This is a genomic window from Pseudolactococcus plantarum, assembly GCF_002441715.1.
Lineage (GTDB): Bacteria > Bacillota > Bacilli > Lactobacillales > Streptococcaceae > Pseudolactococcus > Pseudolactococcus plantarum.
This window is the reverse complement of record NZ_JXJX01000002.1, coordinates 136,024-162,844: the sequence shown is the minus strand read 5'-3', so window position 1 is coordinate 162,844 and position 26,821 is coordinate 136,024. Positions and strand designations below refer to the sequence as shown.

The following is a 26,821-nucleotide window of genomic DNA, read 5'->3' as shown; positions in this document are numbered from 1 at the left end:
TAATAATCATTAGTAGATACTAAAGAAACAACTGACCTATCATAAGATTAATCTACATAACAACTGATGATAATCGGGTTGAAATACAACTGACTAGGATTTACAGTTTGGTAAGAAAGGTTAAATCAGATAAATGATAAAAACAAACACAGTATCACGAACACGAGTCTGAAACTGGCTAAGTTACTTGGGCATACTGCATCTCAATTAGCGACTAGTAGTGTTAGGTAAGATAAAAAAGGATAGTTAAAAAATATGAATAAACGAAATGATAAAACACGTTTACATCTAAATCGTAAAACACTAGTGGTTGTGAGTCTGCTTACGATAAGCTTATTGTGCTTGTTTAGCCTGTTTACTTTGATGACTACTCGCGATAAAACTAAGTCTGATGGGAGGAGAAAACCGACGATTGCCTTGGTGAATGAAGATATGATGTCAACGTTTAACAAACAAGAGTACACGTTTGGCAAAAACTTTGTTGATTTGGTATCAGATGATCAGCAGTATAATTGGCAGGTTGTGTCTCGTTCTGTTGCAGATCGTGCATACAAAGATGGATCGGTTGATGCTGTGATTTACCTACCTCAAACATTTTCTAAAGATTTATTGACCTTACAAAATCTGAATCCAACTAAGGCTAAGATTGATTACAAGATTCAGCAACAAAAAGATGAGCTATCTGACAAAATCTTACAAAACAAAATCATGAATTGTTTGTATTTGTTTAATAAAAATGTGGTTAAGATGTATTATGCCAGTGTTGCTGGTAATATTGCTGAAGCTGATAATCAAATGAAGCAAACGGTAAGTAAACAAGCTGATTTAGTATTGGGATTATCAAATCAAGTGCAAAGCCCCTTTAAAAATAGTATGTCAAATTATGATACTTTTATTTCAGGTACAAATGGATTAAATGGGCTGAATCAAGCTAATGTTGCTTTGCAAAATAGCTTTACAGATAGTACTAAAAAGTTAATGACTCAGACCGGTGAGAGGTTTACTAGCCAATTACCTCAACTTATCAGTTATTTTGATACACAAAAGAAAATAGCTAAGATTAATGTCGATAATGGTAATCAGGGGATTAAAAACCAAGCACGAACCGATCAAGATTTCTATTTTAGTCAATTTGATAACTTAAGCACAAGTCTAGTAAACCAGTTGGGTGCTCTATCTAGTAAGGATTTAGCAGATAAAGAAATAGGTCAACTTCCAGAGTTAACTCAGCAGATAAAAACTTACAATCAGCTTATTGTAGCCGTACGAGGGGACATTTCAGATCAAATTACAACGCTAACCAATAGTCGCACAGATCTGCTTGATTTAGTAAATGACTTGTATTATCAATTTTTTGATGCAGAAGTGTCAGCGACAGTAGAGAATTTTGACAATCTTTCAGACTCCCAAAAAGATGATAACAAGATCAGGCAGGCACTGGCTAATAAAATAAAAACCTCTCTTAGTAAAACGGATAATCTATCAGATAGTCCGTATTTAGACAAAGTGGCACAGCAGATTAGTAGCGTTTCTCTAGATGTAGCAGAGTATAAACTAGATAGTTTGCTTGATATGGGGATGATTGATTTTGATACAAAATGTAAGATTGAAGCACAGCTTCAAGTGATTGATCAGTATGCGACAGCTTTTGAATTAGGTGGTGGCACAGTCATGCTTAGTGATGCTAAAACGCTTGAAGCAAGTGATCAAACAATGACACGTAAGATGACGATTACAGTTCCCGCAGGAATGACCTATCAATCTTCTGCTTTTCCAGCTAACGTGAGAATTTCTCCTGTAACCAAAACAGGTATTACTGTGTCGCGTGATAATCGTATTGTGTTAGCAAATCCACTACCGACTACAGCAGATGAGGCAAAAGGAAAAGGGGCACCTAAAAGCTTTGATGTTGAGCTTCACATCACTTTAGCTGATGACCAAAGTCTTAGTTTAGAGACAACATGGCTGAATCAACTAACAAACGAAAAAGTGTTTGAAACTACCGATCATTTCGTGCTACTACCAAAAGCAGGTCTTGCAAACATAACGCAAGATGCTCAAGAAAACTTGCAAGAAATCATGAGTTGGTTTTCTAAAATTGATGGTATTTCAAGTATGATCACAACGCTTTACGCTGATCCTAGCGAAGATTATATGAGTTTACTTTCAGCACTGACACAAGAAGAGTTTAAAAATCAGAGTCAACGTTCAGTATTTAATATGTATGGTAATATTGACGTCAACGAACTAAGTAAGCGGTTAAGTGATCAAGACGTACAAGCGTTCAAGATGATGGGGCAAGAAAACTTAAGTAAAGTGATTGCGGCTATTAAATCGATCAATACTGCGATGTCAAGTTTACGAGTTGATAAACAGCGTTTACAAGATAATCTTCCTGAACAGTTTTTTGAGGAAAATTTGAAAGCATTAACCTTATGGTATACTCAAATCACAGAGATGCTTGCGCGTCTCTATCAAGGTTGGCAAATACAAGATCCTACCACGCTTGAAATGAAAGAATGGGCAGAATATGATCGTACCAAGACGGAACTCTATGTAGATTCTAGCACTGTCCTGTATGAGCAGATCCAAAAATTAGTCACATCAACGACTCAAGCAACGCAAGAAATCTCTAAAAGTGCACAGGCTGTTAAAGATAACTCGGAGCAATTTAACCAACTCGTCAATCAAGCAACTCTGACACAAAAAGATGCTAAAAATCTATTAGCTAACACAGATAATCTTGTTTTAATGGGCAATGAAGAGGCAAGTCAGGTGAAAGGGTTTTATGATGCATTTTCTAAAACGCTTGCTAATACCAGAACACCAGGGGTAAATACACAACACCTCTATAGTTTCTTTGCTAGTCCTATTTTGACCAATGATATAACCCCCGAACAAGATAAAACGTCGACCGATAAAAAAAAAGTTTTACTACCTTTAGCTCTACTGTTTGTCATGGGATTAATTACGGGTGTCCTCTTGTTATTAATCGGACAGCTAATCAGGAAGAAAATGCGTGACAGTAAAACACGTTAAATCATGGCATTAAAATTATCAGCTAAGATATGATATAATTGATGCATATGTTGTCATGATTATGCTAGTGTAGCAGGGCATAGATTGGCACAACGATGCGTGTAAGCCTTTTCTAGCTTAATGAGACAACTCACGTTTAAAGGATAAAATGAAATGAAAAAAATGAAATGAAAAATAAAGTGAAATATTCAATAACTGATCATCCTTATTTTAGATATTGGGTATGTGGTATAGGTATCATAGTATTGTTATTGGGCTCAATAGGCGTGATTTATCATCATACACATAAAAAAATAGATTCACTTGTCTTTCAAGGTAAGACTTACTACCCTGCACCTTATCTTATGGTAAATTTCAGTGGTCAAGGAAAAAATATAAAGATATTTGGGAAATCATCTTATTTAGGAGATAAGCAAAATCAAGATTCAAAAAATAATATGACACGTCAATTTTGGGAAATTGCTACAATACCAAAGCAAAAAATGATTGTAGAGATGACGCCTGGTGAGCAATCAGTAGGGGAGCAGATATGGTGCAATCAAAAATTAACACATATCTCAGAAACATTTGACTTTTTAAACCCTAAATTTGTTGCTTATGCTACATATGATCATAACGAGTTTGAGCTACACCAAGCATCGGTAACAAAGCAACAAGATATATTGGATCAAATGAAAAAACTAGTCCATACAAAACCTGAGTTTAAACGATCAAATAGTGTAGATGGCGAATCTATTAATGAACTCTATATGAATGAAGATGTTAATCAATCAATATGCTTACAAGCATCGATCATTAAATACAAAAATGGTAAAAACTATTTAACGTTTTCAGGTGGTGTTGAGAAAAAAGGCTATTGGCTTGTTAACAAGAAATTATCAGATTTGTTACATTAACGATGTATTAATTAGCAGGGATTGACAGTCTAAGTATGTATTTGAATGAATGATGTGATAACTGGCTATCGCGCTATTTATCAAGAAAGGAAAAACGATGGCTTATTATCCAGAACCAATTGCTAAATTGATAGAGTCCTATGCTAAGCTACCAGGTATCGGTCAAAAAACGGCAACTAGACTCGCTTTTTATACGATAGGGATGCAAGATGATGATGTCAATGGGTTTGCGGCCAATCTCTTGTCCGCTAAAAGGGATTTGCATTTTTGTAGTGTGTGTGGGAATTTAACGGATTCCGATCCCTGTAATATCTGTACTGATGAGTCAAGAGACAGAACAACAATTTTTGTAGTTGAAGAATCAAAAGATGTGTTAGCGATGGAGAGAATTAGAGAATATACTGGCTTATACCATGTCTTACATGGCACTATTAGTCCGATGAATGGCGTCAGTCCAGATGATATTAACGTCAAATCTTTAATTACACGCTTGATGGATAGTACCGTAACAGAGATTATCATCGCAACCAATGCCACGAGTGATGGGGAAGCGACAGCTATGTACTTAGCACGCATGATAAAACCAGCAGGAATTAAGGTGACACGCCTGGCACGCGGATTAGCTGTCGGTAGTGATATCGAATATGCAGACGAGGTGACTTTAAGTAAAGCGGTTGAAAATCGTCAAGAAATATAAGTTTATATCCATCATAAAAAGAAAGCCAATAGTGCTTTTTTTTATCAGATAAATCGCATGATTTTATAGCATTGGTGGGGGGATCTGATGTCGTTTATCTGGTTTTATAAGCTGCGAGTTAGTGATTTTTTGTGATATAATATGGATAACTATATTTTTCAAGGAGATGTGATGACAAAAAAAGTATTGGTTTTACTATATGGTGGTCGTAGTGCTGAACGTGAAGTATCAGTCTTATCAGCAGAGAGTGTCATATTTGCTGTAAATTATGACAAATTTAGCGTGAAAACATTTTTTATCACACAAACAGGTGACTTCATCAAGACACAGACCTTTGATGAAACACCAAAAGCTGGAACAAAATTAATGACAAATGGGACGATTGATGCCTCAGCTATCGTCTCTCCTGCGAGTATCTATGAAAAAGATGCGGTTGTCTTTCCAGTGCTTCATGGGCCTATGGGTGAAGATGGGTCTATCCAAGGTTTCTTAGAAATCCTCAAAATGCCCTATGTCGGACCAAGTATCACATCAGCCAGTGTGACGATGGATAAGATTATGGCAAAACACGTTTTTGAATCTGTTGATGTCCCACAAGTCCCTTATGTTGCCTTGACTGATTTAACGCAGATAGACGAAAAAATATCAGAAGTTGCTGATAAACTCAGTTATCCAGTATTTGTTAAACCAGCAAATATGGGCTCATCTGTGGGTATTTCTAAAGTCTCAGATGCATCACAATTACGAGATGCCATCACTGAAGCAAAAAAATATGATAATCGTATCTTGATAGAACAAGGTGTAAATGCGAGAGAAATCGAAGTTGCTGTTTTAGGTAATTCAGATGTCAAAACAACTCTGGCTGGCGAAGTTGTCAAAGCAGTTGAGTTTTATGATTATCAGTCAAAATATATCGATAATCAGATTACCATGGCTATACCAGCAGAAATTCCTGATGACATCATGACAAAAATGCGAGAAATCGCAGCAAGAGCCTATCGTGCAGTCGCAGGTGTTGGGATGTCGCGTTGTGACTTTTTCTTAACAGAGGATCATCAGCTTTACTTGAATGAGATTAATGCGATTCCAGGGTTCACCGAATTTTCTATGTACCCACTTTTATGGGAAAATATGGGCTTGTCTTATCCTGATTTGATCGAAAGTTTAGTGGATCTGGCTATTGAAGCATTCGATATTCGAGAAAGTAAGTTACAACATTAAGCTTATCTATGGATGCAAGTCCGTTTTTAGGTGATGTACACATACGATGTGACGCATGAGACAAAAAAACCGATGTCAAGGACATCGTTTTTTTTATTGCGCTAAATTTAATCGTCTAATTGATTGTTTCCCATTAATTTTTCGTTTACGATTCTAGACATGACGTAAACGACAAAAATTGAGATAAATGAACCTACGGTAACGTCACTTAAGAAGTGAGCGCCGATTCTTAGTCGTGATAAAACGACAATGAAGCTAAAGACTGCAGTAGCTATGAAGAGATTGCGGCGTTTTTTAGCTTGTTTTGGTGACACAAATAAGGGTAGGATAATAGAAATCCAAACTTCTTGTGCGTGTCCTGATGGAAAAGATTTATGTCCGTTTTCACCATTAATATGATACCACGCAGTGAAATTTGACCAATGATGATTCATTTCATAAGGACGCATCCGTCCCCAATACATTTTCATCGTGTTAAGCAGTGTCGTACCAGCATAGACTGCGACAATTGCTGCTAAGGCGATATAGGTTAGTCGCTTCATTTCTGTATCTTCTTTTTTAGCAAGCCATTTATAGCATAACAATAAGCCAATCACGACAAAGATGAGTGTTAAACTGATCAAAGTTGGCAGATACCACCCTGGTAGTGCACCATGTTTACCCGTATCATTGTTTGCAGCACCAAGAGGCGCTTTGTGTTTGATGTTGTTAAGAGAAGAAACTGTATAAAGTAACGCGATTTTAGTTGCTAACCACATTTCATAAATTGAGGCAATGATGGCCATCAACATGACAGAAGACTTAGCGAAGGGATCAAGGTCTGATTTTTGGGTGCTGTAAAATAAAACTTGAGCTGAAATAAAAATAATGACATTTGGAAAGAATAAGCTATAATTTTGAAAAATTGTACCAAAAATAGAGTCCTGATTCATGATCGTATGTGAGATAGGTTTATCAAAAAAAGCTCCAATTAGGAGTAATAAGATAAAAATTCCTAAGATAATGTACTCTAGCTTAAAACGAGAGTGCGAAGTAGATTGCAACTTTGTGTGTGCCATGTGGCATCTCCTTTTTTTATTGTGATAATGGCCACTTAAGTAGCCATTTCGTTTAACAGTTTAACATAGACTACTCATACTAATGTAAATTTTCTGTAAAAATAAGGACTATATCTGTTAAATGTTCGGTTATTAGTGTACAATTCAAAAATTTTTTAGTATCATGAGTTAGAAAGTGGGAACAAGCTGAGGCGTTTTGTTGGTATTTCTATAAATATACGCAAAAAAACCGTGTCTATTGAGACAACGGTTTTCTGACATACTGATTTACACACTGTTTATCTTCTGTCAAAGATATACAAACCGCCTGCAATAATCAGATGTGCACCAAAAATTCCTGCTGCTAGCATAAAAATTCTCCTTTCTTATCTTATATATCATAGTTAAGTTGAAAGAAAAGTAAATAAATTTATTACAAGAGTTTATTTGATTAAAATGTTAGATTTTGTTATGATTAATATAAATTATGCTATGACAATGACTTGCAGGTAAAAAAATTGAAGAAAGAGAGGATAATTCAAACATGATGCGATTTAAAAACGTTACAAAATCCTTTTCAGGCCGGATTGCGATTCATCATATCAGTTTTGCAATTCCTAAAGGACAAATATTTGGTTTTCTTGGCCCATCAGGTTCTGGTAAGACCACGACGATTAATATTTTGACTGGTCAGTTAGCACAAGACAGTGGTGAAGCGACTATTTTAGGTAAAGATACTAGAGAATTAACAGCAGATGACTTATTAAATATTGGGATTATGAGTGATACGATAGGAGTTTATGAACGCTTGTCGATTTATCAAAATCTCTTGTTTTTTGCTAAATTTCATGGCATATCTACTGACTATTTGGATCACTTATTAAAGGCTTTAGACTTATTTGATGATAAAGATAAAAAAGCACTCGACCTCTCAACTGGTATGAAACAAAGGTTGTTATTGATTCAAGCTGTCTTGCACACACCAAAGCTTTTATTTTTAGATGAGCCGACCTCAGGTATGGATCCAACACTTTCTCAGGAAGTTCATCGCTTGTTAGTGAGTCTCAAAGAAAAAGGTGTGACAATCTTTTTAACTACGCATGACATGCAAGAGGCTACAGAACTTTGTGATGAGATCGCCTTGTTATATAAAGGTAAGATTATAGAACAAGGTGCACCGCAAGATGTGATTGATAAATATAGCGACAAGGACAAAGTCGTGATACGTTTTCAAAATGGGAAAAGTATTACCGTCCCCAAAGAAGAGACAGTCAACTATCTTGAGCAGCATATTTTGAGTATTCATACGATGGAAGCATCCTTGTTCTCGATTTTTATCAGCCTAACGGGGGAGAATTTTGAACATGACTAAAGTAACACGACTAAAGAGTTTATTCTGGTTAAGATGGCAATACTTGATGTCAAATAAAGTATTGTTATATCTATGTATCGGTATACCGATTGGCTATTTTGTACCTATCTCATTTATTCCTCAGTATCAAGGAAAAATTGCCTTTTTACCATTTATTTTAAATTTGATTTATAGTATGACTGGGGGCTGTTTTATCTCCATTATGGTAAGTGAGGAAAAAGAAAAAAAGAATTTAAGAACCTTGATTTTATCAGGAGTTAAGTTACAAGAGTATCTGATGACAATTATCTTATTTCCGTTCATGTTATGTTTAGGGTCGTGCTTGATTTTCCCATTTCTCATCAGGGTGAGCTTACCAAATTGGCCGATGTACTTAGTGATTGCAATCATGACTTGTTTTATCTTTATATTAGCTAATTTGTCTATGGCACTGTTTACTAAAAATCAGACACAGGCGACATTATTCGGGTTTGGGCTGACGATGCTTGCCATGGTCTTAGGTAATTTACCTGAGTTTGTCCAAAATAAATTCGTAGATGATGTGATCAGCTTTTCTTTTATTGGTGCTAACACAAACTATTTTAAGGCATCAGGTCATCTAGAGTGGAGCGATAAGAGTATGCTGATGATGGTGTTATGGGTAGTTGGGTTACTTGTGTTGACGCGGTTTGCTTTTGTTTGGAATAGACAAAATCATGTGCGCTAGTCCAGTATGTTAAGTTAATAAAAAAACCGTGTCTATTGAGACAACGGTTTTTTACTTTAGTTGATATTGTTTAATGGATCTCCCATGAGTTTTTCATTGAGGATACGAGCCATAACATAAATAACTAGGATTGAGATAAAAGATCCCATTGTCACATCGCTTAGGAAGTGGGCACCTAGTCGTAGGCGAGATAGTGCCACTAAGCAGCCGAATACAACTGCAAATATAAAAGTATTGCGACGTTTTTGACCTAGTTTAGGTGAAACGAATAAAGGAAGAAGGAGTGCAATCCATGCTTCTTGTGAGTGGCCTGAAGGGAATGATTTATGTCCATTTTGGCCATTAACATGTAACCAAGAAGTGAAATTTGACCAATCGCTTTTCATTTCGTATGGACGGAAACGTCCCCAGAAGTCTTTCATCGTGTTGACGATGATATCAGCGGCTAATACAGCAAGAGCAGCAGCTAGTGCAACATAAGTTAAGCGTTGCATTTCTACTTCATCTTTTGTAGCAAGCCATTTGTAGCATAAAGCTAATCCGATGATTACTAAGATAATTGTGACGATGACTAATGTTGGCATATACCAAGTTGGCAGCGCCGCATGTTTACCATTATCATTATTAGCAGCACCAATAGGTGCTTTGTTTTTAATATTATTAAGTGAAGAAATTGTATAAATAAGCGCAATTTTAACAGTTTGCCAAGTTTCATAGATTGCGACAACGAGTGTTAAAAACATGACTGCAAATTTAGCAGTAGCATCCACGTTTGATTTTTGGATACGATAAAATAAAACTTGTGTTGACATGAAGAGGATAATCGCTGGGAAAACTAAGCTATAATTTTGGAATAAAGTACCAAAATAAGAGTTTTGATCCATAATTGTTTGTGAGATAGGCTTATCAAACAGTGCACCTATGATGAGTAACAAGATAACAATGCCTAAAACGATATGCTCAATCTTAAAACGAGCAGGTGATTTAGCTTGTGATTGTGTGAGTGCCATTTGGCAATCTCCTTTTTATAAGTTTAATAGTTTAGTATGTGAGTGGCCATCTCACTTAATAGTCTAACATGATTTATTTAGTATTAATGTAAGTTTTCTGTAAAATTTCTGTAAAAACAAGACTAGCTATATTTAGCTTGGTCAAGACTGAGGACTGACTTAGTCAGGAAATCACAAGTAAAGTGAGAAATCTCCCACTTTTTTTGATAAAATATAAGATATGAAAAGGAATCAGGTAAACAAATGAAGTTAACAATACACGAAATTGCTAAGGTTGTGCAAGCAAAAAACGATGTCACTATTTATCCAGATCAAGCATTAGCTAATATCGAGTTTGATAGCCGTTTGATTCAATCAGGCGATATTTTTTTGCCACTTAAAGGTGCGCGTGATGGTCATGAGTTTATTGACGTAGCCTTTGATAATGGTGCTGTGATCACATTCTCTGAAAAACATAGTGCACATCCTCACATTTTAGTTGATAATACTGAATTAGCATTTCAAGCATTAGCGAGTTACTATCTTGAAAAGACTGGTGTGGATGTTATTGCGATTACTGGTAGTAATGGTAAAACGACTACCAAAGATATGACGGCACAAGTTCTTGCGACGACATATAAAACATATAAAACGCAAGGTAATTATAACAATGAGATTGGTTTACCTTATACTGTACTGCATATGCCAGATGACACCGAAAAATTGGTCCTAGAAATGGGGCAAGATCATATGGGGGATATCCATCTCTTATCTACTCTTGCAAAACCAAAACTTGCAGTTATTACTTTGATAGGTGAAAGTCATCTAGAATTTTTTGGCACAAGAGAAAAAATTGCTGAAGGCAAAATGCAGATTATCGATGGTCTAGTTGCAGGTGGAGAGTTAATCGCACCAGCAGATAAACTCATTGATGCTTATTTGCCAGCAGACCAAAAAAACACACGGTTTGGTGCAGGTTCGGATATCCATATTGTTGAGCTTAGTGAGCATAAAGATAGCTTAACATTTAAGGTGAATTTTTTAGATGAGGCATTAACCATTCCAATTCCTGGGAAATTTAATGCAACCAATGCCATGGTTGCGGCCTATGTTGGTAAGCTTGAAAAAGTAACCCCAGCTAATATCAAGTTTGCCTTAAAAAACCTAGTCTTGACTAAAAATCGTGTCGAATGGTTAAAAGCTTCCAATGGTGCTGATATCTTATCAGATGTGTATAATGCTAATCCGACTGCGATGCGCTTAATTTTAGAAACCTTTCAAACAATTGATGCCCCTGTTGTTGGCAAAAAAATTGTAGTGTTAGCAGATATGAAAGAGTTAGGTGAACAATCCGCTCAGCTTCATCGTGATATGATTACAGCGCTGGATCCTGAAAAATTAGATTTGGTTTATCTATATGGTGAGGAGATGCTTGCATTAGCAGCGCTTGCTGAAGATAAGTTTCCCAAAGGTACTGTAAAGTATTTTAGAAAAGATGCCCATACAGATGAATTTTCTGATCTACAAGCAGCGCTAGCAAAAGAGTTGATGCCAAATGATCAGCTTCTCTTAAAAGGAAGTAATTCTATGCATCTTTCAGATATTGTTAAAGGTCTATAAGTAAAATAGTCAGCTTATATTAATTCTTGAAATCTTTTGACGTTATAAATTAGAAAAAAAGCTCAGTACATAAGATGTACTAAGCTTTTTTTTAATATTTTTAATGGGTTATTTATAAATTAATACCAACCGTGTGACAAATGGAACTGCCAAGCAGCTTCCCATGAACCATAGCGTTCTGCAACATATTTATCTGCAACACGTTCTTGATTTGCTGGTGAAAAATCACCGCCAAGATAAGAAGATGTTAACTGGTAGCGACCATAATATTGGCCGTTTTGAGCAGTATAAGACCCACCTGATTCAGTCATAGCGATAGCTTCTTTAGCTGAATTTGCTGTGAACCCATTACCAGTAGAGATGGTAGCTGAACTTGCAGCAGGAGCCGCAGGAGCTTGTGTTACTGGCGCAGCAGGAGCTTGTGTGTTTTGAGTTTGCACAGTGTTGTTAGCTTTTGCATCTGTATCGATAGTCAAAGTTTGACCAACATAGATCAAACCGATATTACCAATGTTGTTTGCTTGCGCAATACTTTGGATATGTGTTTGATCATTATAAAATTTATTTGAAATCCGAGATAATGTATCACCTGATTGAACAGTGTATTTGACTTGGTCAGCATTTGCTGTTGTTGCTGTAGCGAAAAGCCCAGCACCCAGGAGTGAAGTAGCTAAGATAGCTACAGATTTTTTAGATAGTTTCGCAGTCAAGTTAGACTGCTTAAGATTAAATGTTTTCATGAACACTATTCTATCAGAGAACTATCTGTGGAATATGAAAATAGCATGAAAGTTTTATGACAAAACATTACAGATTATTACAAACACCGTTTTGTAAGTATGATATAATAGAAATTATTGAGTAAAATATGTAGCTACCGTTGTGCATTGCGCAACACAGTAGTCACATTTTAAAAGGAAGACACATGACATTAGAATCAGAAATTAAGCGTAGACGTACTTTTGCCATCATCAGTCACCCGGATGCTGGTAAAACAACTATAACTGAACAATTACTTTATTTTGGTGGAGAAATCCGAGAAGCAGGGACTGTAAAAGGTAAGAAAACAGGTCATTTTGCCAAATCTGACTGGATGGACATCGAAAAGCAACGTGGGATTTCTGTGACGTCTTCCGTTATGCAATTTGATTATGCAGGAAAACGAGTTAATATCTTAGATACCCCTGGACATGAGGATTTCTCTGAGGATACTTATCGTACGTTGATGGCTGTAGATGCTGCAGTTATGGTAATCGATAGTGCTAAAGGGATTGAAGCACAAACTAAAAAACTATTTCAGGTTGTGAAACAACGTGGGATTCCAGTTTTTACATTTATCAATAAACTTGACCGTGATGGGCGTGAACCGCTTGATCTGCTTGCAGAACTTGAAGATGTCTTGGGTATTTTATCAACACCGATGAATTGGCCGATTGGTATGGGTAAAAACTTTGAAGGTCTCTATGATATGCATAATAAGCGTTTAGAGCTTTATAAAGGAGACACACGTTTTGTCGATTTTGAAGAAGGTGAAGCTGTCTTTGCTCAAAATCCTTTTTATCAACAAGCAAAAGGAGATATCGAGTTAATGACAGAGGCTGGGAACCCGTTTGACGCAGAAGCTGTGTTATCTGGGGATCTAACACCTGTATTCTTTGGTTCTGCCTTAACAAACTTTGGTGTGCAGACTTTTCTAGATTCGTTTTTGAGCTATGCGCCAGAACCACAAGGACACAAAACACTAACGGGCGATGTTGTGTTGCCTACTATTCCAGAGTTTTCAGGATTTGTATTTAAAATACAAGCCAATATGGACCCACGACATCGTGACCGTATCGCATTTGTACGGATCATCTCAGGTGAGTTTGAGCGTGGTATGTCGATCAAATTAGCACGTACAGGTAAAGCAGTCAAATTGAGTAATGTCACACAATTTATGGCTGAATCTAGAGAAAATGTAGAAAATGCCGTCGCAGGTGATATCATTGGTGTCTATGATACGGGTACTTACCAAGTTGGGGATACATTAACAACCGGGTCTCTAAAAATAGAGTTTGAACCACTACCAACCTTTACACCAGAGTTGTTTATGAAAGTATCAGCTAAAAATGTTATGAAGCAAAAATCTTTCCATAAAGGAATAGAACAATTGGTTCAAGAAGGTGCGATTCAGCTCTATAAAAATTACCAAACGGGTGAGTATATGTTAGGTGCAGTTGGTCAACTTCAGTTTGAAGTTTTCCAACATCGGATGGTTGGAGAATACAACGCAGAGGTAGTTATGACACCTATGGGTAAAAAAACTGTTCGTTGGATTTCGCCAGATGATTTAGATGAACGGATGTCTAGTTCACGAAATATCTTAGCAAGAGATCGATTTGACAACCCGTTATTCTTATTTGAGAATCAATTTGCAGAGCGATGGTTTGCAGATAAATATCCAGATGTTGTCTTATCTGATAAACCATTTGTTGAGAGATAAACAAGTTAAGAAGATCCTTCTACTTTATTGTAGGATCTTTTTTAATCATCGTTTTACTTACTTACGCATATAAACTTATGGACCTGAGGTGATTTTTTGAAAATTAAACTAGAGATGATCCCAAAAACAAGAACTGAGCAAATTATTTTTCAACTCCATGAATTAACCGCTGAGCACCAGGAGTTAATTGATCGATTGAAAACAGATAAGTTGCTTGAGATGATCTTACATAAAGGTGACAAAAAGTATAGAGTATTACCAAAACATATTTTGTATTTTGAATCAGTAGATAAAAAAACCTTTGCCTATACAACAGATGATGTGTTTGAAGTCAGAGAAAAACTTTATCAATTAGAAGAAAAATTATCCACGCATCAATTTATAAGGATTTCCAAATCAATGATTTTGAATGTCAAGCAGATTCATGTGATTTATCCAACCTTAAGTGGTCGATTTGAGGCAGAACTTGAAAATCAGGAGCGTGTCAAGATTTCACGGAACTATGTGCCAGCATTAAAAAGAATATTAGGAATGAAAGGATAGGTAATATTATGAAGCAAAAGCTTTTAGTCCACTTTGCGACTTTTTCAATGGCGACATTTGTGATGATGTTTGTCAATATGTTATCAGGTGTTGTGTATAATAACGCTGCCATTCTATCATTAATGGTTGTTTGTGCGGCATGTACACTTTTTTGTAACGTGTTTTTATACTATGTCACGGCTGACTTTGGTAATATACTGACGGTATTTGGTGTATTAGGTATTGTATATATAGGTAGTAAGTTATTTGGCTGGGAATTATCCATATTGGATTTAGTTATGTCAGGAGTGTTAACCATAGGGCTAATTGTTGCTAATTATGAATTAAATAGCCAGACTGCAAAAAAAATGAACCAACAGTTAGAAATTTTGAAAGAAGCTGCAAAAGAAGCAGAACAATCGGATGATCTACAGTGACAGTATTGTATCTATACCTATCAGTAAAAAAGGCGCAACTCAGATTGTGGCTTTTTTTGTATCTTAAAGCTGTAAAAGGGACTTAGTCAGGTCATGTTACTGCATGTTAGTAAGCAATTTTGACTCCTTAGGTCATCTGCTCTATTTTTTGGCACTAGACTTTGATAAACTAGCATCAACATAGCGTTAAAAGGAGTGATGGTGATGAATGAAAAAGTCTTAGTTGTTAAAAAGTTATCCAAAACGTATGGAACGAAACAAGTTGTTAATCAAGTTGATTTAAGCATCGAAAAAGGTAGTTTTACGGCGATTTTAGGTCCAAATGGGGCAGGGAAGTCAACAACAATAGCCATGCTTTCAACGCTAACACAAGCAACGAGCGGCGACATTTACTATGATGGGTTAGCTATCCAAGAGCATTTGAGACAAGTGAGACCAAAAATTGGTATTGTTTTTCAAAACAGTGTGTTAGACGAAGCCTTAAGTGTAAAACAAAATCTGTCTATTCAAGCTGGATTATACAAAAATATTTCTCAAGATCGCATTGATGAGGTCATCACCTTAACCAGTTTGACGGGGATTTTAAAACAACCAGTGAGCCAGTTATCTGGGGGACAAAAGCGACGAGTGGATATTGCGGTCAGTGTTTTGCACCAACCAGAAATTCTATTTTTAGATGAGCCAACAACTGGGTTAGACATTCAGACACGACTGGCTATCTGGGAAGTCTTACAAAACATGAAAGTAAAAGAAGCCATGACGATCGTCTTGACCACGCATTACTTGGAAGAGACAAATGTTGCCGACAATGTTTATATCATTAATAGCGGTGAGATTATTGCTAATGGGTCTGCAAAAGAGTTGATACAACGCTATACACAAGAAATATTAACAATCGAGTCGGGAGAGTTAAGTAGTATTTGTAACATATTAGGACTAAAAGATGAGCAATTGCCGTTAAGCTTACCATGTCCTAATGCGCAAACAGCGATCAAACTATTGTGTGATATTCAACCATTTGTTGAAAAATTTAGCTACCAACAAGGCACGATGAACGATGTATTTGTCGCATTAACAGGTAAGGAGATGATATCATGACCACCATTATCAGTCGTAACTTAAATTTATATTTTAAAGAAAAAACAACGATTTTTTTCTCGCTATTAAGCTCTCTGATTATTCTTGTTTTGTATTTCGCATTTTTAAAGCAAAATTATACTGAGTCACTTAAATCACTAAAAGAAGGCGCACAGTTTGCAGATATCTGGTTACTTGCGGGCTTACTGTCGGTGACGGGGATGACAACGACTTTTCAAGCCATGACCCAATTAGTTGTTGACAAGACAACTGGACGGATGCGTGCATTTCGTTTGACGCAAACAAGTAGACTATCGGTGTATCTTGGCTACTTTTTCTCAAGTGTTATCATTGGAATACTGATGCAAATCGCAGTATTCATGATTGGTTTTGGGATCTTAAGTGCAGTAGATGGGATTGGGTTTTCTCTGTACCAAGTATTGCTGACAACTCTAGCCATTATCTTAAACAGTCTAGTCAGTGCTGCGTTAAGCTTGATACTATTGAGTGGAGTTAAAAAGAGCTCAAGTTTAACATCGCTTGGGACCATTATCGGGACTTTATCCGGTTTCCTATCTGGTGTGTATATTCCCATGCGTGCATTACCAGAAATCGGCCAAACCATCATCAAGTGTTATCCAGGTGCTTACAGTGCGTCTCTTTTTAGGCATATATTATTAGCTGATCAGCTTAAAATTACGTTTGCACCATTAAGCCCAGATAAGCTATTAGACTTTAAAGCTGATTTTGGCATTGGGCTATCTCTAAGTGGACAGTTGACGACAGTAGTTTCAGAGAGTATCATCTTATTATTTGCTACCTTAGGTTTATTAATAGGTTCAGTCATTATTTTAAAAATAAATAAAAAAAACCTATAACAATGCGCTCCTAGTATATTGACATACTATATGATATTAGTTACAATTTTATTAGGAAAATATGAAATGAATAAAAAAATTAGGAATTTATTAGCAACTAGTGTGCTTTTGTTTAGTTTTGCAACTTTTGGCTGTTCAAATGATGTGAGAGGGCTTCAATCTGATTTAGAAAGTCAGATTGAAAAAGTTGACAAAGCATCTAAGGAAATAGATTATTTATCAAAAGATGACCAGGCAACTTTGCAAAAAGAATTAAAGCATGCGAAAGAAATTGAAACATCTACTTCAAAATCAAAGTTAACGGATGAAACAAGTAAATTAAAAAGTGTATTAAAACCGCTTAAAGAAAAATCTAAATCAGTTTCTGATGATGTAGCTGCAATGACCCAGCTTGAAAAAAATGTGGCAATTGATCAAGCAAATAAAAAGAGTTTAGACAAACTGATTTCTGAATCTCACGAGTTTAGCAATTATAATACGTACTATACATCATGTCAGACTGCTTTATCTAAAGGTAGGACACAAGTTGTTGACACTGTCAAAAATCAGGCGACACAAGCAATTAACAGTCCATACATTCAGCAAACAGATAAGTCAAATTTAGTTAGTCTTTTAGATAAAGTAAAAAAAGCTAAAGATGTAGCTGATGCTTTCACGTATATTGATGATTTACAATCACAAACAAGTAAAGTTATTGAAAATACCAAGGCCAATGAAGCACAACAAAAAGCCGCACAGGCAAAAGCTGAGGCAGAAAAAAAGGCCGCTGAGCAGGCCGCACAAGCAAAAGCTGAGGCAGAAAAAAAAGCTGCCGAGCAAGCAGCCCAAGCAAAAGCTGAGGCAGAAAAAAAGGCCGCTGAGCAGGCAGCTCAAGCAAAAGCTGAGGCAGAAAAAAAAGCCGCCGAGCAAGTAGCCCAAGCATCAACATCAGCATCAGCATCAGCATCAGTGGCTAATTCAGGTAACATCAATACGACTGCAAGTGATAAGTGGGCGATAGAAAATGGCTACACATGGCAAACTAGAAAAGGTCATAGTCATATCATTCACCCTGGTGGGAGCTTACCTGCTGGCTATCATTGGCAAGTGCAATAATTGATATAAAGAAGAACTGATAACGCAAGTTATGAGTTTTTTTATTTTGCATCGATATGATGAACAAAAAAATATCCTGTTATCAGTCAATCTGAACTAGTTGACGTATTGAGTGAAACGCAAAGGCGTACGCATTTTATTTGCGTGAAAACGTATTCCCAAATATCCACCTACTAATTCAATCCAAAATATGTTATACTAAATAAGTTGTTCAATTGGGACAATGATGAAGTAATGGAGTATTTGGATTTAGCGTTTTAAGCTTGTTTGCTTGAAATGCAAACAAGTTTTTTATATCACGATATTGATATCTGAACTATGTGTTGAGACACATCTTTTTACAGAAAACTAGAAAATAACCGAAAACTCCGTTTTTATTTGAATGGAGATATATTTGAAATTTACAGAACTTGGTTTATCAGAAGACATTTTATCAGCAATCACAAAAGTTGGCTATGAAACACCTACACCTATTCAAGAGCAAACAATCATGTTAGCACTTGAAGGTAAAGATGTCATCGGTCAAGCACAAACTGGTACTGGTAAAACAGCCGCATTTGGTTTACCGACACTCAATAAAATTGATGTGAATGGTGGCTTACAAGCTATCGTCATTGCACCAACACGTGAGCTTGCAGTACAATCTCAAGAAGAGTTGTTCCGCTTTGGTCGCGATAAAGGCATTAAAGTACGCTCAGTATTTGGTGGTGCAAGTATTGACAAACAAATCAAAGCACTTAAATCAGGCGCTCACGTTGTCGTGGGAACACCAGGACGTATGGTTGACTTGATTAAACGTCGTGCTTTGCAACTTGGGGATATCGAAACATTAATCCTTGATGAAGCTGATGAAATGCTTAACATGGGCTTTATTGATGACCTTGAGTTCATTATCAAAGCAACACCAACAGAAACACGCCAAACATTATTATTCTCAGCAACTATGCCTGACGCAATTAAAAAAATTGGTGTGAAATTCATGAAAGATCCTCAGCACATTAAGATTGTCTCAAAAGAGATGACGTCAGATTTGATTGATCAATATTTTGTTAAAACAAAAGAATTTGAAAAATTTGATGTGTTAACTCGCTTGATCGATGTTCAAAAACCTGAATTAGCCATCGTTTTTGGTCGTACAAAACGTCGTGTTGATGAAATCACACGTGGTTTGAAATTACTAGGCTACCGTGCTGAAGGGATTCATGGCGATTTAGCACAACAAAAACGTTTAGCAGTTCTACGTGATTTTAAAAACGATAACTTAGATGTGCTTGTTGCGACTGACGTTGCAGCACGTGGTCTTGACATTTCAGGTGTGACACATGTCTATAACTATGACATCACACAAGATCAAGAATCATACGTTCACCGTATTGGTCGTACTGGTCGTGCTGGTAAATCTGGTTTGTCTATTACTTTTGTATCAAACAACGAGATGGGTTACCTTCGTGCGATTGAACGTTTGACTAAAAAAGAAATGAAAGGCATGAAACCACCAACACGCGAAGAAGCTTACCAAGCAAGTCTTGCTGTTGCATTTGATGAGATCAAACGTGATCTAACTGATGAGAAAATTTCTGCTAAGTTAGCAAAATTTGATGGAGATGCTGAACAATTATTAGCTGAGTATGATCCTAAACTTTTAGTTTCATTGTTACTTCAAGCTAAAGTTAGCGATCCAGATACACGTCCTAAAGTGGATATTGCCCCTGAAAAACCATTACCATTTAATGGTGAAGGTGGTCGTGGCGGTGGTCGCGGTGGTAACCGTGGTGGCCGTGGTCGTAATGACCGTCGTGGTGGCGGTGGCTATAACCGTGATAAACGTGGTGGCGGTCGTGATCGTGATGATCGTAATAAAAAAGATTATTACAAAAAAGACAAACAAAAAGTACACCCTAAAGCAACTGAAAAAAAACCTGGTTTCGTAATCCGTAACAAGGGTGATAAGTAACAGAATTGAAAAGTCGGCAACGGCTTTTTATGTTATAATGAATTTAGTTATGTCCATTTTTGGACAGTAAATGAATAAGTACAGTCGTTGGTATGATTACCAAGATTACCTCATCAAAAGAAAGAAAAATATGACATTTAAATCAGGATTCGTCTCTATTATTGGCCGACCAAATGTTGGTAAATCAACATTACTCAATCACGTTATGGGGCAAAAAATTGCAATCATGAGTGATAAAGCACAAACAACACGAAATAAGATACAAGGTATCTATACAACAGAAACAGAACAAATTGTTTTTATTGATACCCCAGGTATTCATAAACCTCATAATGCTTTAGGAGATTATATGGTAGAATCTGCTTATTCTACCTTGCGTGAAGTTGATACAGTTTTGTTTATGGTACCTGCGGATGAACCACGTGGTAAAGGCGATAATATGATTATCGAGCGCCTTAAACAAGCTAAAGTCCCTGTGATTTTAGTGGTCAACAAAATCGATAAAGTCCATCCTGATCGTTTACTTGCTCAAATCGATGATTTTAGAACACAGATGGATTTCAAAGAAGTCATCCCAATTTCTGCTCTAGAAGGCAACAATACAGATAGATTGCTTGCGATTCTTAAAGATAATCTAGAAGAAGGGTTTAAATATTTCCCAGATGATATGATTACAGATCATCCAGAGCGTTTCTTGGTTGGTGAGATGATTCGTGAAAAAGTATTGATTTTAACACGTGAAGAGATTCCACATTCTATCGCTGTAACAGTTGATTCGATGAAACGTGATGAAGAGACTAACAAAGTCCACATTATGGCGACGATATATGTTGAACGCAAAAGCCAAAAGGGTATTATCCTTGGTAAGGGCGGAGATATGATACGTAAGGTCGGTAAAATGGCACGTCGTGATATTGAACTGATGCTTGGCGATAAAGTCTATCTGGAGACTTGGGTTAAAATCAAGTCTAATTGGCGAGATAAAAAAGTTGATATCCATGCAATGGGCTATCGTAAAGACGATTTTTAAGGATAACATAATAAATGAATAATACAGATTTTGAAACAGAAGAAGGCGCTAGTTCACGAAACCAACAGAATACGATGTTGGTGGGTGCTTTTTGGCGAACAGGTGCCGATTTCTTGTCGAAAATACTGGGTGTCGTTTATTTGATTCCATGGTATGCTTGGATGGGGACTCATGGCGATCAGGCGAATGCTGTTTTCTCTATGGGCTATAACGTTTATGCACTCTTTTTATTGATATCAACGGCAGGTATTCCTGTAGCGATCTCTAGAGAAGTGGCCAAATATAACACACTAGATGATAAAAATATGTCTTATCGTTTAGTGAGGCAGATGCTATTTTTCATGTTGATCATGGGTGTTGTGTTTGCTGCAATACTCTATTTACTTGCACCATTTTTTGCTGATTTGTTAGGTGGTGGTGCAGAACTGATACCTGTGATGAAAAGTTTATCGTTAGGAGTTTTGGTTTTTCCAGCTATGTCAGTGATGCGAGGGTATTTTCAAGGGATTAATGATATGAGACCCTATGCACTAAGTCAGTTGTTGGAACAGGTTGTTCGTGTCATCTGGATGCTAGTTACGGCATTTATGATTATGAAAATTGGCTCTGGTGATTGGGTAGCCGCTGTGACACAGTCTACGACTGCAGCGTTTATAGGGATGATCGCAAGTTTTATCGTATTAGTTTTATCTTTAATGAAGCAAGGAGACTTCGAGAAAATTCTCAATCCTGGTGAAACGCATCGACAAGTAGATGGACTTCATCTCTTAGTAGAAACATTAAGACAAGCAATTCCGTTTATTATCATCGGATCGGCAATCCAAATTTTTAAATTAATTGATCAGTCGACTTTTCCGCATATTATGCGTTGGATTTCGAATTATTCAGATACACAATTAAAAGTATTTTTTGCCTATTTCTCGGCTAATTCAGATAAATTGACGATGGTCTTACTTGGGGTTGCAACGACCTTAGGTGGCGTTAGTATCCCATTGGTTACCTCGGCTTATGTGAAGGGTAATCAAAAAGAGACAGGGCAATTAATCAGTTTTAGTATCCAATTATTTTCAGTCTTCATGATACCGGTGGTCGTCGGCTTAAGTTTATTAGCGCGTCAAATCCATACCTTATTTTATGTAGCACCTAGTCAACTCCAACTGAATTTGTTTGTTTTTGCCTTTTTACAGAGTATTTTATTGGCGAGTTATGCCATGCTTTCTCCTATGTTGCAAGCCTTGCATCATAGTAGAACAGCGATGAAATACTTTGGCGTTACATTAGCTATCAAACTTATCCTTCAAATCCCTGCAATTCTATTTTTTGAAGTATATGGTCCTATGATTGCAACCACGATTGCTTTTGGTGTTGGTATTTACTTATTTATCCGTAAGATTCAACAAGTGACACAATTCTCAATCAAAGTCACTTATCGTGGTGTACTGGGTATTTTGGTGATGACTTTAATCATGTCAGTTATTATGAGTTTTGTTAAAGTGGTATTACCAGATAAAACGATTTTGACAATCGTACTAGCCGGTGGTGTTGGCTTTGTTGCGTATTTAGTCATGGCTGCTAAACTAGGCTATTTAGAAAAATTATTTGGTGACAAGGGAACTGCCATTAGACGACGCTTACATATTTAAGTAAAGACATAACCTGGTCTTTGGATAGGTTATGAACATAACAGCATGTCATAATAGTTCACAGTTTAGGAGGTGTATGATGGGGAAATTTCAATTAGATTATAAAGGTCAACAATCAGTTCAAAAGTTTCATGAGAAACTTAAAGTAGAAAAAACAGATAAGCAAAGTAAGCTTGAAGCAATCAAAAAACAGTATTTGGAAAACAAGAAATCAGGTAAGAAATGAATCATCCTAAACCTAATGAATGGCAGTCAGCAGCACTTTCCCAAGGCTATATTGCGGATTATAAACCATTTAACTTTGTTGATGGTGAAGGTGTCAGAAATAGTTTGTATGTTAGTGGCTGTTTATTTCATTGTGAAGGGTGCTATAACGAAGCGACTTGGAATTTTAGGTTTGGTACACCTTATACAAAAGTATTAGAAGATCAGATAATGCTTGATATGGCACAGCCTTATGTTCAAGGGTTGACGCTGTTAGGTGGGGAACCGTTTTTAAATATCGACACGGTATTACCGCTTGTCAAACGTATTAAAGCAGAACTACCTGATAAAGATATTTGGTCTTGGACTGGCTATACATGGGAAGAGTTGCTATTAGAGGGTGAGGATAAGTTAGCCTTGCTATCAGAGCTGGATATATTGGTAGATGGTAGGTTTGAGCAAACTAAGAAAAATCTATTACTCCAATTTCGTGGCTCAAGTAATCAACGGATCATAGATGTACAAAAATCTTTGAAAACTGGGTGTGTCCAAATTTGGGAAAATCTAAATGATCCGGATCAATCAGTGGAACAATTACATAAAGAAAAAATGATTTAAGTGCTGTGGCACTTTTTTTATTTATTAGCGTAGTGTTATGCTTCTTGTAAGATAACAAGTATATACTGCATATGTTGCCATAAAATTAGGCTTAATCAATATCAATAAAATTTTAAAAAACTTGATATTAGTTTTTTTTTAACAAATGGTGTAAGATTAGTAATAACGACATAGGTTGAGGGTTAATATATGAAATTAAGAAAACATAAGCTAACAATAATAGTCACTTTAGTATTATTAATCATCGTCTCAGTATCATCTTTTTTACTCATTACTAAAGTATTTAGTAAAAGTGACAAGAAGATAGTGATAAAGAAAGATATGCCTTTGATACTAATCCCGGGGACTAGTGCCACAGAGGATAGATTCGATGATTTTATTACACAAATGGCTGCTAAAGTCGGCGATAAAGATGTCATAAAATTAAAGGTTCAACCTGATGGAACAGTAGAGTGGACTGCTACTCAAAATCATAAATTAGTGAATCCGTTTATCGTTATCAGTTTTGTAGATAGTTCTGAAGAGACGGTAGGTAAACAAGCAAAGTGGGTCCAATTGGCGTTAAAAAAAGCGCATACTTTGTGTGCTTTTGATACGTATAATGCGATAGGACATTCAAATGGTGGCTTAGCCTGGACAATTTATTTAGAGCAAGCACCTAGTCAATATACCCAAAAAATGCAAAAATTAATTACCTTGGGTACGCCTTTTGATACACAGCTACCTTTGGAGAAGAAAACAAGCAGTGGTGTAGAAACGATAGTAGAAACGGACATGCTCAAAAAATTAGTTGCCGCTAAGCGTAAAATTCCAAAAAGTTTGGACATGATCTCAATCGCAGGAGAGATATAAAATAATTCAGGAGACGGTGTTGTACCGCTTGAGAGTGTCTCTTCGAGTAAAAAAATTTTTCAGGGACAAGTAGCTAGTTTTACACAGAAAAACTTTTACGGATCTGACGCGCAACACAGTGAATTAATTGGGAATCCAGATGTCATGACTTATATTATCCATGAACTATATGCGAATATAGGTAGTACAACCCCAACTAAATCAGCAAAATAAAGTCATGGTCGTGTTGGATCGTAAGGTATGAGCTTGATATGATGTGATACGGGAAAAATTAGTTTAGAACATAAAAAGATTGGTTAGTGATACCCATTCTTTTCAGTAACTTAAAGTTTAGAAGGTGGTTTTGTGAATGGTTAAGATTCAAGATGATTTATTTGAAGCGGTTAATGCAGAGTGGTTAGCAAACACAGAAATACCCTCTGACCGTCCTAGAATAGCAGCATTTGATGAACTTGTCATCAGTAATGAGCAGACATTGATGCATGATTTTGCAACCATTAAACAGTTCGACATTCCTGTTATGAATGAATTTGCGAAATTTTATAAAAAAGCTGGTGACTTTATTGAACGATTTGAATTTGGGGTAACACCAGTTCAACCTGAGATAGATAAGCTTTTAGCAATTGAAAATTTTGCTGATTGGGCTAAGCAAATTCCAGATCTTATTTTGAATTCTCAACTTCCTGTACCATTTAGTTTATCAGTAGATACTGATATGAAAGATGCTGTACACTATGCCTTAACATTTTCTGGTCCAGGCCTAATCTTACCTGATACAACTTATTATGATCCATCACATCCTCGTAAGGCAGAATTGTTGGCATTTTATGCGGATAATACGATTGCTATCATGCAGGAGTTTGGTTATAGTAAGCTAGAAGCAACTAAACATGTTGAGAACATTATCGAATTTGATGCGCTAGTCGCTCAATATGCGAATACATCGGAAGAATGGGCAAAATATGCCGAGTTATATCAACCAGTATCAATAGAAGCATTTACTTCGATGATTACAACGCTACCTGTTTCAGATGTAATCAAGACATTGATTGGTAAATTACCAGACAAAGTCATCGTGTATGAAAAACGTATCTACGACAACTTTAATCATATTATCAATGAAGCAAACTTTGAACGCATTAAGTCTTGGATGTTAGTCAAATTGCTCAGAAGTGCAACACACTATCTATCAGATGAGCTGCGCATTTTAGGCAGTGAATTCTCTCGTAAATTATCAGGTACTGCGCAAGCACGTAGTCAAGAAAAGCACGCCTATGATTTGGCAACAGATCAATTTTCTCAAGCTGTAGGGCTTTATTACGGTCGTAAGTATTTTGGAGAATCTGCTAAAGCAGACGTGAAGCGTATGACGACTGAAATGATCAGCGTTTATCAAGAACGTTTAAGACAAAATGATTGGTTGAGTCGAAAGACGATTGATAAAGCAATTAAAAAATTAGATGCGATGACAGTTTTTATCGGCTATCCGGATAAATTACCTGAAATCTATGAACAATTTACAGTATCGCATGATAGTATTTACAGTCATGTTGCTCGCTTTAATATTGTGCGTACGCATCGACACTATGAAAAATTCAACGAACCTGTTGATAAAACTGAATGGCATATGCCAGCACATATGGTCAATGCTTATTTTAGTCCAGATAGTAATACAATTGTTTTTCCAGCAGCGATTTTACAAAAACCATTTTATTCAGAAAACGATCAAACACCAAGTCAAAATTATGGTGGTATCGGTGCAGTGATTGCACATGAAATTTCACATGCTTTTGACAATAATGGTGCACGGTTTGATGAATTTGGTAACATGAATAACTGGTGGCTAGATGAAGATTTTAAAGCATTTGAAGCTAAACAAGCGTTAATGATAGCTGAATTTGATGGCCTTGAGCTGGCTGGTGCTAAAGTGAATGGTCAACTCGTTGTCTCTGAAAATATCGCTGATGCCGGTGGCTTGACAGCGGCGATGACCGCAGCGTTAAGAGAGTCAGATGCGGATTTGAAAGCCTTTTTCATACAATGGGGAGAGATCTGGAGAATTAAAGCATCACAGGAATATCAACAAATGTTGTTATCCATGGATGTCCATGCACCAGGTAAACTTCGTGCCAATATCCAAGCTAGTAATTTAGATGAATTCTTTGATACATTTGAGATTAAAGAAGGCGATGGGATGTGGCGTAATCCAGCAGATCGTGTCAAAATTTGGTAGTAGTAAAAAACCACTTTTCTGTGGTTTTTTCTTTCCTACAAGTGAGTTAACAAAAGGAATAAATCTTGAATTATGCGAGTAAATATGATATAATAATTTAAACAGTTTGTCGGCAAAATGCTAGGAAATCTTGTCCCTAGTACTTTGTGAGCAACGAGAAGAGTTATTTTCGTTGCTTTTTTTGATGTTCTGAGAGGCTAAAAACCTTAATTGTAATCA

22 protein-coding genes and 1 pseudogene are annotated in these 26,821 nt (G+C 36.5%); 20 read left to right on the top strand and 3 right to left on the bottom strand.

The genetic code is table 11. From position 1 onward, the window contains the following. Positions 1 to 255 precede the first annotated feature (255 nt). The 4 genes from esaA to RU87_RS01780 all read left to right on the top strand — a co-directional run bounded on the left by esaA (position 256) and on the right by RU87_RS01780 (position 5,853). Positions 256 to 3,039: a type VII secretion protein EsaA gene (esaA, locus tag RU87_RS01795; RefSeq protein WP_068162633.1), complete on the top strand. Its 2,784-nt coding sequence runs from the start codon at positions 256 to 258 to the stop codon at positions 3,037 to 3,039. Positions 3,040 to 3,206: 167 nt separating this feature from the next. Further along, positions 3,207 to 3,935 carry a hypothetical protein gene (locus RU87_RS01790; RefSeq protein ID WP_068162635.1) on the top strand — a complete coding sequence of 243 codons (729 nt, stop codon included), beginning with the start codon at positions 3,207 to 3,209 and terminating at the stop codon, positions 3,933 to 3,935. Between the two features lie 97 nt (positions 3,936 to 4,032). Further along, on the top strand, positions 4,033 to 4,632 hold the full coding sequence (recR, locus tag RU87_RS01785) for a recombination mediator RecR (RefSeq protein ID WP_068162639.1): 600 nt from the start codon (positions 4,033 to 4,035) through the stop codon (positions 4,630 to 4,632). A 171-nt stretch (positions 4,633 to 4,803) separates the two neighbouring features. After that, positions 4,804 to 5,853: a D-alanine--D-alanine ligase gene (locus tag RU87_RS01780; RefSeq protein WP_068162642.1), complete on the top strand. Its 1,050-nt coding sequence runs from the start codon at positions 4,804 to 4,806 to the stop codon at positions 5,851 to 5,853. Positions 5,854 to 5,960: 107 nt separating this feature from the next. Here the strand turns inward: RU87_RS01780 and RU87_RS01775 are convergent, their stop codons facing one another. Next, complete coding sequence (locus tag RU87_RS01775) at positions 5,961 to 6,911, bottom strand: phosphatase PAP2 family protein (RefSeq protein WP_082782169.1); 951 nt, start codon at positions 6,909 to 6,911, stop codon at positions 5,961 to 5,963. 523 nt (positions 6,912 to 7,434) lie between these two features. On the opposite strand from RU87_RS01775, the gene RU87_RS01770 reads away from it, so the two are divergent. Beyond that, complete coding sequence (locus RU87_RS01770) at positions 7,435 to 8,262, top strand: ABC transporter ATP-binding protein (RefSeq protein ID WP_068162646.1); 828 nt, start codon at positions 7,435 to 7,437, stop codon at positions 8,260 to 8,262. Beyond that, the gene (locus RU87_RS01765) at positions 8,255 to 8,968 is read left to right on the top strand and encodes an ABC transporter permease (RefSeq protein WP_143471360.1); all 714 of its coding nucleotides are present in this window, start codon (positions 8,255 to 8,257) and stop codon (positions 8,966 to 8,968) included. The genes RU87_RS01770 and RU87_RS01765 overlap by 8 nt, the downstream gene beginning before the upstream one ends. A 56-nt stretch (positions 8,969 to 9,024) precedes the next feature. Here RU87_RS01765 and RU87_RS01760 read toward each other — a convergent pair whose 3' ends face one another. Further along, the gene (locus RU87_RS01760) at positions 9,025 to 9,978 is read right to left on the bottom strand and encodes a phosphatase PAP2 family protein (protein ID WP_068162653.1); all 954 of its coding nucleotides are present in this window, start codon (positions 9,976 to 9,978) and stop codon (positions 9,025 to 9,027) included. A 243-nt stretch (positions 9,979 to 10,221) separates the two neighbouring features. On the opposite strand from RU87_RS01760, the gene RU87_RS01755 reads away from it, so the two are divergent. After that, complete coding sequence (locus RU87_RS01755; RefSeq protein WP_068162655.1) at positions 10,222 to 11,577, top strand: UDP-N-acetylmuramoyl-tripeptide--D-alanyl-D-alanine ligase; 1,356 nt, start codon at positions 10,222 to 10,224, stop codon at positions 11,575 to 11,577. Positions 11,578 to 11,696: 119 nt separating this feature from the next. Here RU87_RS01755 and apf read toward each other — a convergent pair whose 3' ends face one another. Next, positions 11,697 to 12,317: an aggregation-promoting factor gene (apf, locus tag RU87_RS01750; RefSeq protein WP_068162658.1), complete on the bottom strand. Its 621-nt coding sequence runs from the start codon at positions 12,315 to 12,317 to the stop codon at positions 11,697 to 11,699. Between the two features lie 185 nt (positions 12,318 to 12,502). On the opposite strand from apf, the gene RU87_RS01745 reads away from it, so the two are divergent. The 13 genes and pseudogenes from RU87_RS01745 (at position 12,503) to pepO (ending at position 26,602) form a co-directional block, all read left to right on the top strand. Next, entirely contained in the window at positions 12,503 to 14,059 is a 1,557-nt protein-coding gene (locus RU87_RS01745) for a peptide chain release factor 3 (protein WP_068162661.1), read from the top strand. A 96-nt stretch (positions 14,060 to 14,155) separates the two neighbouring features. Further along, entirely contained in the window at positions 14,156 to 14,602 is a 447-nt protein-coding gene (locus RU87_RS01740; protein WP_068162663.1) for a LytTR family DNA-binding domain-containing protein, read from the top strand. Positions 14,603 to 14,610: 8 nt separating this feature from the next. Further along, positions 14,611 to 15,018 carry a hypothetical protein gene (locus tag RU87_RS01735; RefSeq protein ID WP_068162666.1) on the top strand — a complete coding sequence of 136 codons (408 nt, stop codon included), beginning with the start codon at positions 14,611 to 14,613 and terminating at the stop codon, positions 15,016 to 15,018. Positions 15,019 to 15,222: 204 nt separating this feature from the next. Beyond that, positions 15,223 to 16,116 carry an ABC transporter ATP-binding protein gene (locus tag RU87_RS01730; protein ID WP_068162668.1) on the top strand — a complete coding sequence of 298 codons (894 nt, stop codon included), beginning with the start codon at positions 15,223 to 15,225 and terminating at the stop codon, positions 16,114 to 16,116. Then, on the top strand, positions 16,113 to 16,973 hold the full coding sequence (locus tag RU87_RS01725; RefSeq protein ID WP_068162671.1) for an ABC transporter permease: 861 nt from the start codon (positions 16,113 to 16,115) through the stop codon (positions 16,971 to 16,973). Before RU87_RS01730 ends, RU87_RS01725 begins: the two co-directional genes overlap by 4 nt. Positions 16,974 to 17,039: 66 nt before the next feature. After that, positions 17,040 to 18,068: a hypothetical protein gene (locus RU87_RS09715; RefSeq protein WP_068162673.1), complete on the top strand. Its 1,029-nt coding sequence runs from the start codon at positions 17,040 to 17,042 to the stop codon at positions 18,066 to 18,068. A gap of 394 nt (positions 18,069 to 18,462) precedes the next feature. Beyond that, the gene (cshA, locus tag RU87_RS01715) at positions 18,463 to 20,022 is read left to right on the top strand and encodes a degradosome RNA helicase CshA (RefSeq protein WP_068162676.1); all 1,560 of its coding nucleotides are present in this window, start codon (positions 18,463 to 18,465) and stop codon (positions 20,020 to 20,022) included. Between the two features lie 130 nt (positions 20,023 to 20,152). Continuing rightward, on the top strand, positions 20,153 to 21,052 hold the full coding sequence (era, locus tag RU87_RS01710) for a GTPase Era (protein WP_068162679.1): 900 nt from the start codon (positions 20,153 to 20,155) through the stop codon (positions 21,050 to 21,052). Between the two features lie 14 nt (positions 21,053 to 21,066). Then, positions 21,067 to 22,695 (top strand): putative polysaccharide biosynthesis protein, encoded by a 1,629-nt coding sequence (locus RU87_RS01705; protein ID WP_068162683.1) that lies wholly within the window; start codon positions 21,067 to 21,069, stop codon positions 22,693 to 22,695. A gap of 76 nt (positions 22,696 to 22,771) precedes the next feature. Then, complete coding sequence (locus RU87_RS09605; RefSeq protein ID WP_156470817.1) at positions 22,772 to 22,921, top strand: hypothetical protein; 150 nt, start codon at positions 22,772 to 22,774, stop codon at positions 22,919 to 22,921. After that, positions 22,918 to 23,517 carry an anaerobic ribonucleoside-triphosphate reductase activating protein gene (gene nrdG, locus RU87_RS01700; RefSeq protein WP_068162688.1) on the top strand — a complete coding sequence of 200 codons (600 nt, stop codon included), beginning with the start codon at positions 22,918 to 22,920 and terminating at the stop codon, positions 23,515 to 23,517. Before RU87_RS09605 ends, nrdG begins: the two co-directional genes overlap by 4 nt. Positions 23,518 to 23,706: 189 nt before the next feature. After that, positions 23,707 to 24,582 (top strand): annotated as a pseudogene (locus RU87_RS01695) (alpha/beta hydrolase). A 136-nt stretch (positions 24,583 to 24,718) separates the two neighbouring features. Beyond that, complete coding sequence (gene pepO, locus RU87_RS01690; protein ID WP_068162691.1) at positions 24,719 to 26,602, top strand: endopeptidase PepO; 1,884 nt, start codon at positions 24,719 to 24,721, stop codon at positions 26,600 to 26,602. The last annotated feature ends 219 nt before the right edge of the window (positions 26,603 to 26,821 follow it).